The organism is Pseudomonas sp. 5.2 (assembly GCF_059025405.1).
In genome coordinates this window covers 91,519-106,403 of sequence record NZ_JBYBHH010000004.1, presented here as the reverse complement: position 1 = coordinate 106,403, position 14,885 = coordinate 91,519, and the positions used below count along the sequence as shown (strand labels likewise).

15 protein-coding genes and 1 pseudogene are annotated in these 14,885 nt (G+C 63.1%); 10 read left to right on the top strand and 6 right to left on the bottom strand.

The window, feature by feature from the left end; all coding sequences use genetic code 11:
- Window positions 1-102: 102 nt before the first annotated feature.
- The gene (locus tag AC5PZ0_RS08220; RefSeq protein ID WP_493854659.1) at window positions 103-837 is read left to right on the top strand and encodes a hypothetical protein; all 735 of its coding nucleotides are present in this window, start codon (window positions 103-105) and stop codon (window positions 835-837) included.
- A 224-nt stretch (window positions 838-1,061) separates the two neighbouring features.
- Window positions 1,062-1,550, top strand: coding sequence for an REP-associated tyrosine transposase (locus AC5PZ0_RS08215; protein WP_099429840.1), 489 nt, complete (start codon window positions 1,062-1,064; stop codon window positions 1,548-1,550).
- Window positions 1,551-1,650: 100 nt separating this feature from the next.
- Here AC5PZ0_RS08215 and AC5PZ0_RS08210 read toward each other — a convergent pair whose 3' ends face one another.
- Window positions 1,651-2,193 carry a WYL domain-containing transcriptional regulator gene (locus tag AC5PZ0_RS08210; RefSeq protein ID WP_085273290.1) on the bottom strand — a complete coding sequence of 181 codons (543 nt, stop codon included), beginning with the start codon at window positions 2,191-2,193 and terminating at the stop codon, window positions 1,651-1,653.
- A gap of 168 nt (window positions 2,194-2,361) precedes the next feature.
- Between AC5PZ0_RS08210 and AC5PZ0_RS08205 the strand changes: the two genes are divergently transcribed.
- Window positions 2,362-2,607, top strand: a complete 246-nt coding sequence (locus AC5PZ0_RS08205) for a type II toxin-antitoxin system Phd/YefM family antitoxin (RefSeq protein WP_493854658.1) — start codon at window positions 2,362-2,364, stop codon at window positions 2,605-2,607.
- Window positions 2,597-2,866, top strand: a pseudogene (locus tag AC5PZ0_RS08200) (type II toxin-antitoxin system RelE family toxin). Before AC5PZ0_RS08205 ends, AC5PZ0_RS08200 begins: the two are co-directional and overlap by 11 nt.
- A 58-nt stretch (window positions 2,867-2,924) precedes the next feature.
- Here the strand turns inward: AC5PZ0_RS08200 and AC5PZ0_RS08195 are convergent.
- Complete coding sequence (locus AC5PZ0_RS08195) at window positions 2,925-3,845, bottom strand: LysR family transcriptional regulator (RefSeq protein WP_493854657.1); 921 nt, start codon at window positions 3,843-3,845, stop codon at window positions 2,925-2,927.
- A 383-nt stretch (window positions 3,846-4,228) separates the two neighbouring features.
- Window positions 4,229-5,653, bottom strand: coding sequence for an aminotransferase-like domain-containing protein (locus tag AC5PZ0_RS08190; RefSeq protein WP_027593793.1), 1,425 nt, complete (start codon window positions 5,651-5,653; stop codon window positions 4,229-4,231).
- A 327-nt stretch (window positions 5,654-5,980) separates the two neighbouring features.
- On the opposite strand from AC5PZ0_RS08190, the gene AC5PZ0_RS08185 reads away from it, so the two are divergent.
- A complete protein-coding gene (locus AC5PZ0_RS08185; protein ID WP_027593792.1) occupies window positions 5,981-7,390 on the top strand; it encodes an amino acid permease in 1,410 nt (469 codons plus the stop codon).
- Between the two features lie 3 nt (window positions 7,391-7,393).
- Here the strand turns inward: AC5PZ0_RS08185 and AC5PZ0_RS08180 are convergent, their stop codons facing one another.
- Complete coding sequence (locus AC5PZ0_RS08180; RefSeq protein ID WP_493854656.1) at window positions 7,394-7,573, bottom strand: hypothetical protein; 180 nt, start codon at window positions 7,571-7,573, stop codon at window positions 7,394-7,396.
- Between the two features lie 107 nt (window positions 7,574-7,680).
- Between AC5PZ0_RS08180 and tam the strand changes: the two genes are divergently transcribed.
- On the top strand, window positions 7,681-8,457 hold the full coding sequence (gene tam / locus AC5PZ0_RS08175; protein ID WP_027593790.1) for a trans-aconitate 2-methyltransferase: 777 nt from the start codon (window positions 7,681-7,683) through the stop codon (window positions 8,455-8,457).
- Here tam and AC5PZ0_RS08170 read toward each other — a convergent pair.
- Window positions 8,447-8,818: a DUF2784 domain-containing protein gene (locus tag AC5PZ0_RS08170; protein ID WP_493854655.1), complete on the bottom strand. Its 372-nt coding sequence runs from the start codon at window positions 8,816-8,818 to the stop codon at window positions 8,447-8,449. The genes tam and AC5PZ0_RS08170 overlap by 11 nt on opposite strands.
- Window positions 8,819-8,968: 150 nt before the next feature.
- A complete protein-coding gene (locus AC5PZ0_RS08165) occupies window positions 8,969-9,838 on the bottom strand; it encodes a LysR substrate-binding domain-containing protein (RefSeq protein WP_027593788.1) in 870 nt (289 codons plus the stop codon).
- 244 nt (window positions 9,839-10,082) lie between these two features.
- Between AC5PZ0_RS08165 and AC5PZ0_RS08160 the strand changes: the two genes are divergently transcribed.
- The 4 genes from AC5PZ0_RS08160 to AC5PZ0_RS08145 all read left to right on the top strand — a co-directional run bounded on the left by AC5PZ0_RS08160 (window position 10,083) and on the right by AC5PZ0_RS08145 (window position 14,693).
- Window positions 10,083-11,399 (top strand): MFS transporter, encoded by a 1,317-nt coding sequence (locus AC5PZ0_RS08160; RefSeq protein WP_493854654.1) that lies wholly within the window; start codon window positions 10,083-10,085, stop codon window positions 11,397-11,399.
- Window positions 11,400-11,413: 14 nt separating this feature from the next.
- The gene (locus tag AC5PZ0_RS08155; protein ID WP_493854653.1) at window positions 11,414-12,805 is read left to right on the top strand and encodes an FAD-dependent oxidoreductase; all 1,392 of its coding nucleotides are present in this window, start codon (window positions 11,414-11,416) and stop codon (window positions 12,803-12,805) included.
- A 94-nt stretch (window positions 12,806-12,899) separates the two neighbouring features.
- Entirely contained in the window at window positions 12,900-13,610 is a 711-nt protein-coding gene (locus AC5PZ0_RS08150; RefSeq protein WP_085273298.1) for a YebC/PmpR family DNA-binding transcriptional regulator, read from the top strand.
- A gap of 138 nt (window positions 13,611-13,748) precedes the next feature.
- Entirely contained in the window at window positions 13,749-14,693 is a 945-nt protein-coding gene (locus tag AC5PZ0_RS08145) for a LysR family transcriptional regulator (RefSeq protein ID WP_493854652.1), read from the top strand.
- Window positions 14,694-14,885 lie beyond the last annotated feature (192 nt).

Here is a 14,885-nt window from a genome sequence, read left to right as displayed (position 1 = left end):
TCGCTTTCGGCTCCCAGGGCGCTGAATGCTTGCCTGGGCGCCACGAAATTGGCACCCTTGGGCGCCTTGAACCGTCAGTATCACGACAGAAGGAAGTTTGCGTTGAGCTGGGACAAAGTCGGCAAAGTCCTCGTAGCCCTGCTGATTGGCCTGATGGTCATGGTAGTGGCCTATGTGGTGATCAAAGGCAGCCCTCGCCTGGAGGCCTCCCTGACCTACGCCTACCTCACTTACCCGAGCCAATTCAGCGAACGCATCACCAAGGCCAGCGAGCAACTTAAGTACGAGCAATTGCAGGGCCGTATCAACACCATCAGCGAAGGGCAGTTGCATCAGGACCAGGTCGACAGGTTGATCGAACTGGCCCAGGCGCCTTATGCCCAGTTGTTCGCCAAACCGTTCGAGGCGGGGCTGGTGGACCACCGCACCGGTCTGCTCATCGACCTGCGCAACACCGGTAATGCGCCGGTTCGCCTGGTGAAGATTCGCCTGCCTGCCAAGGGCCTGGTGCAAGTGCGCGATGCGGCTGGCAACGACACCATTATCGAAGCAGCCACGCCCTTGGTCGAAATACCCTCCATCGAACCGGGTGGGGTGTGCAAGGTGTGGGTTTACTTCGATGCCGACTACTCGCAGATCCGCCAGGGCGGCGTCAGCATCCGTCATGCCGACGGCGTGGCCGATGTGCAGGTGTACCGCGAGTTCACCGGCTTCCCCGCGCAAGTGGCGCGCTACAGCCGCGAATTGATGGTGCTGCTGGTGGTGTTAGGGTTCAGCGTGCTGGGGTTGGCGTACGCCTGCCTGTCACGCCGACGCGTGCCGGTGTTGCCGTCCTGAACCTGTCGATGGGTCACTGTAGGAGCAGCCTTGCGCTGCGAAGAGGCCCGTAGCACCAGCGAAGATTCACGGTGTTGTCGCGGGCCTCTTCGCAGCACAAGGCTGCTCCTACACAACCGCTATTCGGTATTTGGTTGTGATATTCAGTAACGATCTAGAGAGTGCTGAATTGCTGTGTCTCCTATTGTTCGTAACGACAAGGATCGTTAAACGAGGGGCACACCATGGATTGGGCCAAAGCAAAACTACTACGGCGGGGACGGTTTTCGGAACCCGGCAGGCTATACCTGCTCACCACCGTCACTCACCAGCGCAGGCCGCTGTTTGCAAACCTGCGTGCTGCGCGCCTGGTCATCGGGCAAATGCGCCAATCGGAACGAGAAGATGCCTGCCATTCACTTGCCTGGGTGGTGATGCCTGACCACTTACATTGGCTGATTGAGCTTCACACCGACACACTGTGCAGCCTGATGCGGCAGTTCAAGTCGCGTTCTGGCACTGCACTATGCAAAGCAGGGGTAAGTCGCGGCCAAGTCTGGCAACGTGGTTATCAAGACCGTGCCGTACGCAAGGACGATGACGTGCGCAAGATAGCCAGGTACATCGTTGCAAACCCATTGCGTGCGGGTTTGGTTGAACACATAGGTGACTATCCCCATTGGGACGCAGTGTGGCTCACTGCGGACGTGACCAACCCACTTAACTCACTGTAGGAGCAGCCTTGCGCTGCGAAGAGGCCCGTAGCACCACGGAAGATTCCCGGTGTTGTCGCGGGCCTCTTCGCAGCGCAAGGCTGCTCCTACACGCTCGTGCTTAACTGCATTCTTCGTGCAGCGCCAGGCTCTGGCGCTGCTGCTCCAGCAGGGCGGTGCGCAGTGATGCGGGGGCTAAGACACGAATCGACCCTGCCTGGGACAGTAACCAGCCCATCAGTGCACGGCTGTCGTCGACGGTAGCGGCCAGCGCGGCGCCGCCGTCTTGCTGAGGTGCCAGCTGCATGTCTGTGGACAGTGGCTGCTGTTCCAGGCGCCGTGCGAGCGCGTCGTCGACCCAGGCGCGTAGCCCGATCTGGCGAACCGGTGCGAGGGCATCCGGTTGCAGTTGCTGCGCCTCGTCCAGGCTCAGCCCAGGTTGCCAGTACCAGCCATATGGCATGCCTTTACTGTTGCAGTGCAGCGGAAACAACGCCGACAGTTCCACCAGGTCACGTTCCACGGTGCGCTTGCTGGTGGTGTGGCCCACCTTCGCCAGCGCTGCCTGCAACTGCGTAGAACTCATGCCTGGGTGGCGCCCCGGCAGCAGCTTGAGCAGCTGCCATTGGCGGGCGATGGTGTGGCGGGTAGGGTGGCTTGGCAAAGGAGGCTCGTCCGTGAATGCCAGGCACTGGGTGCGCCCGGATGGTGGCATTTAGCTATCCTGCAAGCATACCCTGCCCGGGGATGGGATCCAAACTTTTACGGGGCCGTCCCTTGCCATGCTTCTTAAATTTGACCAAAATATAGGTCTTAATTGAGGGCTGATAGCATGCAGAATATTTTCGCTGACGTAGCGGTAAGCGTTTCAGAGCTAAAAAAGAACCCAACTGCAGTAATGTCTGGCGCCGCAGGCATGCCCATTGCCGTACTGAATCACAATCGTGTGATGGGTTACATGGTGCCGGCCGAACTGTATGAAGCCATGATGGAAAAACTGGAAGACATCGAGCTAAGCGAGCTGGCCAAGTCCCGTCTTGGTGAGCAAGGTATGCCGGTGTCTTTGGATGACTTATAAGCTTGAGTTCGTCCCTTCAGCGTTCAAGGAGTGGGGCAAACTGGGCCATACGTTGCGTGAGCAGATCAAGAAGAAGCTTGGCGAACGTTTGCAGGCACCGAGGGTGCAGGCCGATGCTCTGCGGGAGCTGCCTAATCACTACAAAATAAAGTTCAAGGCTTAAGGCTACCGGGTCGAAGATGAGCGGGTCGTTGTTGTGGTAGTTTCAGTGGGCAAGCGTGAACGCAGCGCGGTTTATCAGTCAGCCAAAAAGCGCTAGAGGGGCGTTCACAAGCAGCGTTTTTGCGATGTTGCGATGAACTCCCCCTCACTGTGTCCTACGATTCTTTGTTATCCCCGCACTGTTGCAGGGCCTCGATAAATACTCGCTCGGCCCGGCTCAGCCGTTGCTCCCTGTTCCACAGCAGGTGAATATCCACATCCGCAATCCCCTCCTGCGGTGGCAGCTTCCATAACAACCCCGCCGCCACATCCGCCGCCACCACGTGTTCCGGCAGGCAGCCGATGCCAAAGCCCGCGATCACCAGCCGGCGTACCTCTTCAAGGCTGGGCGAGGACGCCACGATCCGCCCGGAGAACCCTTGCTGGTCCCGGAAGATGGTCAGCGGCGAGAGCATCCCGCCGATCTGGTCGCTGGTGAAACTGACGAAGTTCTCACGCTGCAGGTCGCCCTCCAACTGGCCGAACAAGGCATGGTGCTTGCCGCAGAAAAACCCATAGCGCTGGCGCAGGAACAGCCGCTGCTCCAGCCGCGGTTGCGGCCGTCGATTGAGGCTCAAGCCCGCCGTGGCAGTCTTCTCCTGCAAGGCGGCGACGATGTCGGAGCTGCGCATCACCTCGATTTCCAGCTCTACCCGTGGGTGCTGGCGGTGGAAGTCAGCGAGAAAATCGTCGAACTGCTCGCTTTCGATGCGGCTGATCATCAGCAAGCGCACCTTGCCCACCAGTTCGTCCGCCGGTTGCTCCAGCAGGCAGCCGATCTGCGACATTTGCCCATACACCTCGCCGGCCAGCACAAACAGCTGCTCGCCCATTTCAGTCAGCACAAAGCGTGGCCCACGGCGGGCGATGAGTTGCCGGCCGAGCTGATCTTCGAGGCGTTTGAGCGCCTGGCTCACCGCCGGTTGGGTAAGGTGCAGGCGGGCGGCCGCCCGGCTAATGGACAGCTCCTGGCCGATGACCCGGAAGGTGCGCAGCAGGTTCCAGTCGAGGCGGTCGTTGAGCAGGCGGTCGGACATGGTCGGGCTCGATAATAAGCTGGGCTAATAGTGAAGATGATAAATAGAAAATTGACTAATCATAGCCCTGGGACGATGAATCGCCTGCCTTGAATGCTTCAGCGCCTATGAGATCGAGCGCCGCCCGCGCGGCGCATCGCGAGCAACGCTCGCTCCTACGTTTGTCTCGGGCCAGTGAGGCCTGTGGCATTTGCGCGCGACCGCCTTGTTTGTTCGAACGGTATTGAGGTGGGTACCAAAAGGGGCCGCGCGCCCATACCTCAGGAATAATTGGCCCGAAACAGATGTGGGAGCAGCCTTGTGCTGCGAAGCGCCGCGCGGGCGGCGCTCGATCTCACAGGCGCAGAAGATGTCAAGGCGAACACCCCGCCACACCACCGTCCCTACACCCCACCCCGCCGCACATGCTTCACCAGCACCTTCTCCAACAACTCCCACATCGCCGGGTCCGTACTGAACGCCACATTGAAGCGCATCCACCCGGTCGGCTTGGCATCGACCATGAACAGCTGCCCAGGCCCAAGCATGATGCCTTTCTCCAACGCATCATCCAGCAGCTCCGCGCTGTCGGGGATGGCGGGGTGGCGGGTCCAGATGTACATGCCCTCATCCGACTCGGTGAACAGCTCGAAGCCCAGCCGGTGCAGGTGCCGGCCCACTTCCTGGTGCGCCTCGGCCAGGCGCTGGCGCAGGCGTTTGAGGTGTTTGCGCCAGCGGCCGTCGATGATCGCGGCATACACCACGCGTTCCATCACCTGCGAGGTGGTGAGGCCTGAGCGCATTTTCAGGTGCACCAGTTTCTGCATCAGCTCCGGGTTGGCCATCATGTAGCCAACCCGTACGTTGGGCGAGATGCTCTTCGAATAGCTGCCGACGTACACCACCTGCTGCAGGTGGTCGAGGCTGGCCAGGCACGGTTGCGGTTCGGCGACCATGTCGGCGTACAGGTTGTTCTCGACCAGGCGGAAGCCATGCTGGCTGGCCAGTTGCAACAGCCGATGCAACTGCGGCAGCGGGGTGCGCGAGCAGGTCGGGCTGTGCAGGTGCGGCTGGGTGAAGAACGCGGTCGGGCGGTGATGCGCCAGCAACTGCTCCAGCTGGTTCAGGTCGTAACCGGCAGGGGTGCGGGGTACGCCGACCAACGTCGCGCCCTGGGTGCGCAGGATGCTCATCAGGTTGGGGTAGCCGGGGTCGTCGACCAGCACCACGTCCCCTGGGCGCACCAGGGTGCGCGCGGCCAGGTCCAGGGCCTGGCTGGCGCCATGGGTGAGCATCAGCTGCGCCGGGTTGGCGACGATCGACAGCTCCTGCTGCAGGTTTTGTGCGGTCAGCGTGCGCAGTTCGGCCAGGCCCATAGGGTCGCCGTAGCCGGACAACTCCAGCGGGCTGCCAGCAACCTGGCGCAGGCCGCGGCGCAGGCCTTCCTCGTACATCCAGTCATTGGGCAGCCAGCCGCAGCCGGGCTTGAAGGGCAGCTGGCGGATCTCGAAGATCTGCTGCAGGTACCACTCGGAGTTGAACGTTGGTCGACTGGTGTCGGCCTCGACATTGTGTTTGTCCAGCAACTCGCCAGCCGCGCGGTTGATGAAAAACCCGGCATTGCCGCGGCTGACCAGCAGGCCCTGGGCGACCAGGCGGTCGTAGGCCTCGACCACGGTGAAGGTACTCACCGAGTAGGTCGCGGCAAAGGCGCGGATAGACGGGACCTTGGCCCCAGGCTTGAGCGTCTGGTTGTCGATCAGCTCGCGCAAGCCGTCGATGATCTGGTTGACCAACGGGGTGGGGGCGTCTGGGTGTAATTCGAACATTCGAGGGCCTTTCAGGGTGCGTAGCGTCAGGTGCCTGCAGGGTGTACTGCATTGGCGACCTGTACAGTGCAGTGCGAGATTCATGCCACTGTGCATGGCTCTCTGCGTCGGACATTTTTACATTAGGTGTCGGATATCGCCACATAAAGCATGTTCAGTTCGCTCGAAGGGCAAACCTTCGGGCGCGTCAGCAGGCCGCCATGGATGGCCTGCGTGTGTTTGCTCACACCATCCTGCCCGCATTAGCACTGATGTACAGGTGAGGCCGCTAGCCATCGGGGTCTCACAGTTTTCCTTGGATAAAAAGAAGCACGGGGTACACAACTGATGGACGCAACATCCACAACCACCACCGCGAAAGGCGGGCACGAGAGCAAGCTCAGTGCCTCCCTCAAGTCGCGCCACCTGACGATGATGTCGATCGCCGGGGTTATCGGCGGCGCCTTGTTCGTCGGTTCCGGCAGCGTGATCCACAGCGCCGGCCCGGCCGCTGTCCTGGCCTACCTGGCAGGCGGCATCCTGGTGGTGCTGATCATGCGCATGCTCGGCGAAATGGCGACGTCCTCGCCTGACACCGGCTCGTTCTCCACCTACGCCGACCGTGCCATTGGCCGTTGGGCAGGTTTCACCATCGGCTGGCTGTACTGGTGGTACTGGGTCATCCTCATGGCGTGGGAAGCCTATGTGGCGGGCAAGATCCTGCATGGCTTCTTCCCTGACGTCAGTGTCAACGTGTTCGTGCTGGCCACGACCCTGCTGCTGATCACCGTCAACTTCTTCAACGTCAAGCATTACGGCGAGTTCGAGTTCTGGTTTGCCTTGATCAAGGTGATCGCCATCGTCTGCTTCCTGGTGGTGTGCACCGCAGCGGTGATGAACGTCTGGCAGTTCGGTGAAGTGCGTGGCATCAGCCACCTGACCGCAGAAGGCTTCATGCCCAACGGCATCACCACGGTGATTGGTGCGTTGCTCGGGGTGATGTTCGCCTTCCTCGGCGCAGAGATCGTGACCATCGCCGCGTCCGAAGCCAAAGATCCGGCCGCGCAGATCGTCAAGGCCACCAACTCGGTGGTGTGGCGTGTGTGCTTGTTCTACGTTGGCTCGATTTTCCTGATCGTCTGCCTGGTGCCGTGGAACGACCCGCACCTGGGCGTCTCGGGCTATGGTGCCTACCGCCGTACCCTGGAGCTGCTGGGCGTGCCGTATGCCGAGTTGCTGATGAACTTCGTGGTCCTGACCTCGGTGAGCAGCTGCCTGATCTCCGGTCACTACACCGCTTCGCGCATGCTGTTCTCGCTGTCCCAGCGTGGCGACGCGCCGTCGTTCTTCAAGATCACCCGCGCCGGCACCGGCGTACCGGTGTACGCGATCATGGGCTCGTGCGCCGTGGCGGTGGTGTGTGCGCTGATCAACTTCAGCGAAACCCTGCGCCCGAAAGACGTGCTGGACACCCTGATGAACACCACCGGCATGATCGCGCTGCTGGTGTACTTGGTGATCGCCTTCTCGCAGCTGCGCATGCGCCGCAAGCTGATTGCCGAAGGCAAGGAAGTGCGCCTGAAGATGTGGCTGTTCCCGTGGCTGACCTACCTGGTAATCGCGTTCATCGTGGCTGCCCTGGTGACCATGGCGTTCATGCCTGACTACCAGATCCTGGTGATCTCCACCGGTATTGCTGCCGCAGTCGTGGTAGCCATGGGTGTGGTGCATCAGATCCGTAGCGCCAAACGCCACTAAGCTTCAGTTGTGGTTCGAGACGGCCGGCTCCCTTGGGGACCCGGCCGTTTCGCGTTGTTGGGCCGGGTGTTTGTCCGGCGGCATGTGAAAACGCTGGTTCATCCACGGCGAGCCGAGGAGGGCGGCAGCGGCGATCAGGGCCAGTATGGCGAGGGCCAGGAATGTTCTCATGGGCAGGCGCATATAAGGACTGACTTCAAGGATAGACGCTCGGTTCCGGCCCGCGAATAGACCCTAAGTGCCACTACTTGGCTTATGCTGGGCACATTGCCCGCCCAAAGGAGCCGCACATGGCCTGGTCCGCCACCCAGTATTCCCTCTTCGAAAACGAGCGCACCCGCGCCGTACGCGACCTGCTGACCGCCGTGCCGCCACGCCCGGTCCGCCATGCCACCGACCTGGGCTGCGGCCCGGGCAACTCGACCGAGGTGCTGCTGCAGCGCTACCCCGATGCCCAGGTGACGGCGTTGGACAGCGACCCGGACATGGTCGAAAAGGCCCGGGAGCGCAAAAGGCTGTGTGTACCGCGCGTGCGCTGCGCCATTGCCGACATCGCCCAGTGGTCCGCGCCAGAGCCGCAAGACCTGATCCTTGCCAACGCCTCGCTGCAATGGGTGCCGGACCACGCTTCGCTGTATCCGCACCTGGTCAGCCAGCTGAGCGAGGGCGGCAGCCTGGCGGTGCAAACCCCTGACAACCTTGACGAGCCAGCGCACCGGCAACTGCGCGAAATCGCCAGCAAAGGCCCCTGGGCCGCCAAATTCGCCGATTTCCAGCTACCGCCCAGGCACAACGCCGCGTTCTATTACGACCTGCTCAGCCCGCGGAGCGCGCGGGTGGATGTGTGGCGTACTACGTACCATCATCCGTTGGAGGGTGGCGCCGAAGCGGTGGTGGAGTGGTTCAAGGGCTCGGCGTTGCGGCCTTACCTGGCCAGGCTGGACGAACAAGAGCAAGCCGCCTTCCTGCAGATGTACCTGCAGGCGATGCAGCACGACTACCCACCGGCCACCGACGGTAAGGTGCTGTTGCCGTTCCCGCGCTTGTTCGTGATCGCTACGCGGTAGGGCGGCGCCAGCGCCCGAGCACGTAGCCGTAGATGCCGAGGTTGACCAGCAGGACGATGGCGCCCAGCAGCCATTGGATCTGCGGCGTCAGCCCGGCCGGATAGATCAGCGGCCAGATGTAATGTTCGACGAAACCGCCGTGGTAGCCCGCGTCGCCGGCGGCGAAGCGCATGCGGTTTTCCCAGTCGGTCAGCGGGCATTCCAGGTGCAGCCCTTCCACCGCCAAGCCCCAGGCCAGGGCGGGCAGGTGGACGAGCAGGGCGGGGCGCCACGTGAGTACCAGCAGGCCACCGAACAGCACCCACAAGATGAAGGCCAGGTGCAACAGCACCAGAGCGTCGGCGGCAAATCGAAAGAGCATCGGGCGTGATCCTCGTGATCCTCGTGATCCTTGTAGGAGCAGCCTTGTGCTGCGAAGAGGCCGGTACAGGCACCATACATCAATGCTGCCTGCACCGGCCTCTTCGCAGCACAAGGCTGCTCCTACCAAGCAAACATTGGGGATGCAGCTTTACAGCCCTTCCTCAACCATTTGCAAGAACGTCGCCACCACCCGCCGCGTACGCTGCTCGCTGAGGCACACCAGCGTCTCGGTCAAATGCCGCTGACAGTCGACAATCGGCAACGCACACACCCGCGCATCCGCGCCAAACTCCGCCGCCGACACAACCCCCACGCCAATCCCCACCACCACCGCTTCGCGCGCCGCCTCCCGGCCTTCTACCTGGATCGCCGGCCGAATCCGCAGCCCGGCGCGCTGCATTTCTTCTTCCAGCGTCTGCCGCGTCACCGACCCAGGCTCCCTCAGCACCAGCGGGGTGTCATCCAGATCCGCCAGGCTGATCGAGCCCCGGCTGGCCCAAGGGTGATGGTGGCTAACGAAGGCAACCATCGGGTCGCGGCGCAGCGGCAGGCAGTGCAGGCGCTCATCGTCGACGTCCCGTCCCAGCAGTGCCAGGTCCGCCTGGTAGCTGAACAGCCGGGCCAACGATTCATCGGTGTTGCCGGTTTCGACCTTCACCTGGATGCCCGGGTAGCGCTGGCAGAACCGCGCAATCTGCGGCAGCACGTGCACCGGCGCGTCCACCGCCAACACCAGGCTGCCGGTGTGCAGGGCGCGTGAGTCCTGCAGCAGTTCGTGGGCTTCGGCTTCGCAGGCGAACAGGCGTTGGCTGATGCCCAGCAGGCGCTCGCCCAGGTCGGTCAGTTGCACCGAACGCTTGTTGCGGTGGAACAGCAGCACGCCGAAGCGCTCTTCCAACTTGCGCACCTGGTCGGAGACAGCCGGCTGGGTCAGAAACAGTTTTTGCGCGGCACGGGTGAAGCTGCCGTGCACCGCCACCGCGTGAAAGGCCTTGAGTTGAGCGTGGGACACCGACATGACGACTCCAGTAACAAGCTGGGCTTATGAGTGAAATACGATAAATCGATTTTATTTATCAGTCACCAGCTGTTTCCATACCTCCCAGCCCCGTCGCAGCCATAAGCGCCGGTCGGGGCCATGGCGCTGATACAGCGCCATCTGACCCGATGACGGGCCCCCGCCATCGCTGTGCGTAACACAAGAACAAGACAGGCGTTTCTTCACATTCTGCCGGCACACTTGAGCAAGAGGTCAGACTCACATGAACCATTCCCTAGCCACGTTCAAACGCTGGCGTATGCAGATTTTCGCAATCACCTGGCTGGCCTACGCCGCCTTCTACTTCACCCGCAAGGCATTCTCGGTCGCCAAGCTGGGCATCGCCGAAGACCCAGGCTTCATGCTCGACAAGGCCGCCATGGCCAACCTTGACGCGATCTACCTGGCCGCCTATGCCGTGGGCCAGTTCACCTGGGGCATGCTTGCCGACCGCTTCGGCCCACGTGTGGTGGTGCTTGGCGGCTTGCTGATCTCGGCGGCGGCGGCGGTGGTGATGGGCAGCTACGCCACCTTCCCAATCTTCGCCACCTGCATGTTGATCCAAGGCCTGGCGCAGTCCACAGGCTGGGCCGGTTTGTGCAAGAACATCGGCAGTTTCTTCCCAGCCGCGCAGCGCGGGCGGGTACTGGGGTTGTGGAGCTCGTGCTATGCCTTTGGCGGCCTGGTGGCCTCGCCGTTTGCCGGCTGGTGGGCTTACACCCTGGTCGGCACCTGGCACGCCGCGTTTTTCTCCAGTGCCGTGGTGGTCGCCCTGGTGGCTGTGCTGTTTTTCTTCCTGCAGCGCAACAAGCCAGAAGACGTCGGCTTGCCCGCCGTAGAGCCCGAGCCACAGAGCATGGCACCGGGCGCGAACCTGTGCAGTGTCTGGGCGCCGTTGCGCGAGATCCTGCGTAACCGCACGGTGTTGACCCTGGGCCTGGCCTACTTCCTGCTCAAGCCGGCGCGCTACGCCATTCTGCTGTGGGGGCCAGTGATCGTCTTCGAGCAAATGCCGTCGGTGGGCAAGGTCGGCGCGGCGATCATCCCCACGGCCTTCGAACTGGCCGGGCTGCTGGGGCCGATCATGATCGGCCTGGCCTCCGACAAACTGTTCGGCGCGCGGCGCATGCCGGCGTGCGTGATCAGCCTGGTGCTGTTGACGGTGACGCTAGCCGCGTTCATGGCGGCCATGCACACCGGCAGCGTGATGCTGGTGGTGGGCCTGCTGTTCGTCATGGGCCTGACCTTGTATGGCCCTGACTCGATGATCAGCGGCGCGGCGGCCATCGACTTCGGCACCGCCAAGGCAGGTGCCACCGCAGCAGGCTTCGTCAACGGCTGCGGCTCGGTGGGCGCCGTGCTTGGCGGGCTGCTGCCGGGTTATTTCGACGGCGTCACGGTGTTCATCGTGTTCGCCGGTTGCGCACTGTTCTCGGCGCTGGTGCTGCTGCCGCACTGGAACAGCCGCCCGGCCACCGCGGTGCAGCGCCACGACGTGGCACCGAACACCAGCATGGCAATCAAGCCACTGCGTACCTAAAGGAAAGCGAGCGAATGAGACCCTTCTGGCTGCAACAGGCCCTGGATTCGGCGCAGGAAGCGGCGTGCCCGCCGCTGCAAGGCGACAGCCGTTGCGATGTGTGCATTGTCGGCGGCGGCTACACCGGCCTGTGGACCGCGTTGATGCTCAAGGAAGCGGTGCCGGCGCTGGATGTCGTGCTGATCGAGGCCGACATCTGCGGCGCTGGCGCCAGTGGTCGCAATGGCGGTTGTGCGCTGTCGTGGTCGGCCAAGTACTTCACCCTCGAGCGCCTGTTCGGGGCGGCTGAAGCGGTGCGGCTGGTGCACGAATCGGAACGCAGCATCGGTGCCATCGGCGCGTTTTGCGCGGCCAATGGCATCGACTGTGACTACCGCCTGGACGGCACGCTGTACACCGCCACCAACTCGGCCCAGGTCGGTGTCACCGATGCGGTGATCGCCGCGCTGGAGCAGCAGGGGGTGAATTCGTTCCAGCGGCTGCCGCTGGACCAGGTGCAACGCCTGGCGGGGTCGGCGCGGCACCTGGAAGGCTGGTTCTCGCCTGCCGCCGCCACCGTGCAGCCAGGGCAGTTGGTGCGCGGCCTGCGGCGGGTGGCGCTGCAGCGTGGCGTGCGCATTCACGAAGGCACGGCCATGACGAGCTTGGCGCACGGTGCGCCGGTACAGGTGCGCACGGCCCACGGCACGGTGCACGCCGACCGTGTGGTGTTGGGCCTCAATGCCTGGATGGCGCGGGCGTTCCCCCAGTTCGAGCGCAGTGTAGCGATTGTGTCCAGCGACATGATTATCACCGAGCCGTGCCCTGAGCTGTTGCGCGAAATCGGCCTGGACAGCGGCGTCAGCGTGCTCGATTCGCGCATTTTCGTGCATTACTACCACAACACCTCCGATGGCCGACTGATGCTCGGCAAGGGCGGCAATACCTTCGCCTATGGCGGGCGCATGCTGCCGGTATTCGACCAGCCCTCACCCTACCGGCCGCTGCTGCGTGAAAGCCTGGGCGAGTTTTTCCCGGCGTTGGCGGACGTGCCCTTGGCGGCCAGCTGGAATGGGCCGTCGGACCGCTCCGTCACGGGCTTGCCGTTCTTCGGCCGGTTAGACGGGCAGGGCAATGTGTTCTATGGCTTTGGCTATTCCGGCAGCGGCGTCGGGCCGTGCCACATGGGTGGGCAAATCCTGTCGTCGCTGGCGCTTGGCCTGGACAACCCCTGGACCCGCTCGCCATTGGTCAAGGGGCCGCTGGGGCTGTTTCCGCCAGAGCCGATTCGCTACCTGGGGTCGCTGATGGTGCGCAATGCCATTCGCCGCAAGGAGCGCGCCGAGGACCGCGGGCTACGACCACGGCACCTCGATGTACGCCTGGCACGTTTTGCGGCGGCGGCGGGGAAGGCCGACAAAGCATGAGATTTCTTGTCGATCACATGCCCGAGGGCGTATAAACTGCACCCACTTTTGGCCGGTCGCTTCCTGAACTGGCCGTTGAAACAAGAGAGTCGACATGGGCGCACAGTGGAAAGCCAAACATAGAGAAACAGCGGCCAATGCCAAAGGCAAGATCATGGGCAAGCTGTCCAAAGAGATCCAGATCGCTGCCAAATCGGGCGCCGATCCCGACATGAACCCGCGCCTGCGCCTGGCGATCGTGCAGGCCAAAAAGGCCTCGATGACCCGCGAGACCCTGGACCGGGCAATCCGCAAGGGTGCCGGCCTGGACGGTGATGCCGTGCAGTATCACGCGGTCAGCTACGAAGGTTTTGCGCCGCACCAGGTGCCGCTGATCGTCGAGTGCCTGACGGACAACATCAACCGTACCGTCGCGCAGATCCGCGTGCTGTTCCGCAAGGGCCAGCTGGGTGCGAGCGGTTCGGTGGCCTGGGACTTCAACCACGTCGGCCTGATCGAAGCCACCCCGAGCGAAGGTGCCGACCCGGAAATGGCCGCCATCGAAGCCGGTGCCCAGGACTTCGAGGAAGGGGAAGAAGAGGGTTCGACCCTGTTCATCACCGACACCACCGACCTGGACGCGGTGCAAAAGGCCCTGCCGGAGCATGGTTTTACCGTGACCTCGGCAAAGATCGGCTACACCCCGAAGAACCCGGTAAGTGCTGCCAGCTTGAGCGCTGAGGCATTGGCCGAGGTCGAGGCGTTCCTCGAGGCGATCGATGAGAACGATGACGTGCAGAACGTCTATGTCGGCCTGACCGACTAAAAGCCGGGGCCGCTTTGCGGCCCATTCGCGGGGCAAGCCCGCTCCCACAGCCCTCCGCTAACCTCAAACACGGCGGAGCTCTGTGGGAGCGGGCTTGTCCCGCGAATGGGCCGGTGAATTTGATAAAGGGGAGCCTGCATGAACCCAACTTTCGCCTCCCTGAGCCTCGCCCATCTACGCACCCTCGACTGCCTCCTGCAGCTCAAGAACCTCAGCCACGCCGCCGAGCGCCTGGGTGTCAGCCAATCTGCCCTGAGCCGTCAACTGGCCCACCTGCGCGAAGCATTCGACGACCCGCTGCTGGTGCGCCAAGGCCGTGGCTACGTGCTCAGCGAGCATGCCGAAGCCCTGGTCGAGCCACTGCGCCAGGTCCTAGAAGAGCTACACGCCCTGCGCCAACCGGCCGTGTTCGACCCCGCCCGCTGCGAGCGCCGTTTCTGCCTGGCGGCCTCGGACTACGTCGCCGAGCATATGCTGCCGCTGCTGGTGGCGGCGCTGGAGCACGAAGCGCCCGGCGTGTCCCTCGAATACCGCACCTGGCAGGCTGGCCAGTACGCGTTGCTGGCCAGTGGCGAGATCGACCTGGCCACCACCTTGTTCGATGAGTCGCCGCCCAACCTGCATGGTCGTCTGCTCGGCGAGGACCGCGCGGTGTGCCTGATGCGCCGCGACCACCCGTTGACCGCCCATGCAACGCTCAGCCAGGCAGCCTATCTGGCGCACAAGCATGTGCGCATTTCCGGGGGTGGCGACAAGGACAGCTTCATCGATCGCCACCTGCGCGCCCAGGGCCTGCAGCGGCGGGTCAGCCTGGAAGTGCCGTTTTTTTCGGCCACCGTGCAGGTGATCGGCAATAGCCAGGCGGTGGCCACGGTCCCGGAGCACATCGCCCGGCAACTGTGCCGTTTGCATGACCTGGCCTGGCGACCGTTGGGCTTCATCGATCACAGCCAGCGTTACTGGGTGGTTTGGCACCAGCGCCTGCAGGCCTCGGCCGAGCACCGCTGGTTGCGCAACCGGGTGTTCGAGCTGTGGCGCCAGTCCCAGTTCGGCGTGCAAGGGGGGCATGCGCCAACGCCATAGGAGGTATGCACGAAGCGGGGTTCTTTGCAGGGCGGGTGGCACCTAGACTGATGGGCCTGTATTGCCAGTGCCGGCCTCTTCGCGGGCAAGCCCGCTCCCACAGGATCCGCACAGTGCTCAAGCTGTGATTCACCTGTGGGAGCGGGCTTGCCCGCGAAGAGGCCGGCCCAGGCAGCAAACTGCCCAATGGAG

Bases quoted from the DNA above. Each gene is read 5' to 3' on its own strand.
- AC5PZ0_RS08215 (WP_099429840.1), top strand. From the start codon at position 1,062: ATGGATTGGGCCAAAGCAAAACTACTACGGCGGGGACGGTTTTCGGAA.
- AC5PZ0_RS08205 (WP_493854658.1), top strand. From the start codon at position 2,362: ATGCAGAATATTTTCGCTGACGTAGCGGTAAGCGTTTCAGAGCTAAAA.
- AC5PZ0_RS08195 (WP_493854657.1), bottom strand. From the start codon at position 3,845: ATGTCCGACCGCCTGCTCAACGACCGCCTCGACTGGAACCTGCTGCGC.
- AC5PZ0_RS08190 (WP_027593793.1), bottom strand. From the start codon at position 5,653: ATGTTCGAATTACACCCAGACGCCCCCACCCCGTTGGTCAACCAGATC.
- AC5PZ0_RS08185 (WP_027593792.1), top strand. From the start codon at position 5,981: ATGGACGCAACATCCACAACCACCACCGCGAAAGGCGGGCACGAGAGC.
- AC5PZ0_RS08180 (WP_493854656.1), bottom strand. From the start codon at position 7,573: ATGCGCCTGCCCATGAGAACATTCCTGGCCCTCGCCATACTGGCCCTG.
- tam (WP_027593790.1), top strand. From the start codon at position 7,681: ATGGCCTGGTCCGCCACCCAGTATTCCCTCTTCGAAAACGAGCGCACC.
- AC5PZ0_RS08170 (WP_493854655.1), bottom strand. From the start codon at position 8,818: ATGCTCTTTCGATTTGCCGCCGACGCTCTGGTGCTGTTGCACCTGGCC.
- AC5PZ0_RS08165 (WP_027593788.1), bottom strand. From the start codon at position 9,838: ATGTCGGTGTCCCACGCTCAACTCAAGGCCTTTCACGCGGTGGCGGTG.
- AC5PZ0_RS08160 (WP_493854654.1), top strand. From the start codon at position 10,083: ATGAACCATTCCCTAGCCACGTTCAAACGCTGGCGTATGCAGATTTTC.
- AC5PZ0_RS08155 (WP_493854653.1), top strand. From the start codon at position 11,414: ATGAGACCCTTCTGGCTGCAACAGGCCCTGGATTCGGCGCAGGAAGCG.
- AC5PZ0_RS08150 (WP_085273298.1), top strand. From the start codon at position 12,900: ATGGGCGCACAGTGGAAAGCCAAACATAGAGAAACAGCGGCCAATGCC.
- AC5PZ0_RS08145 (WP_493854652.1), top strand. From the start codon at position 13,749: ATGAACCCAACTTTCGCCTCCCTGAGCCTCGCCCATCTACGCACCCTC.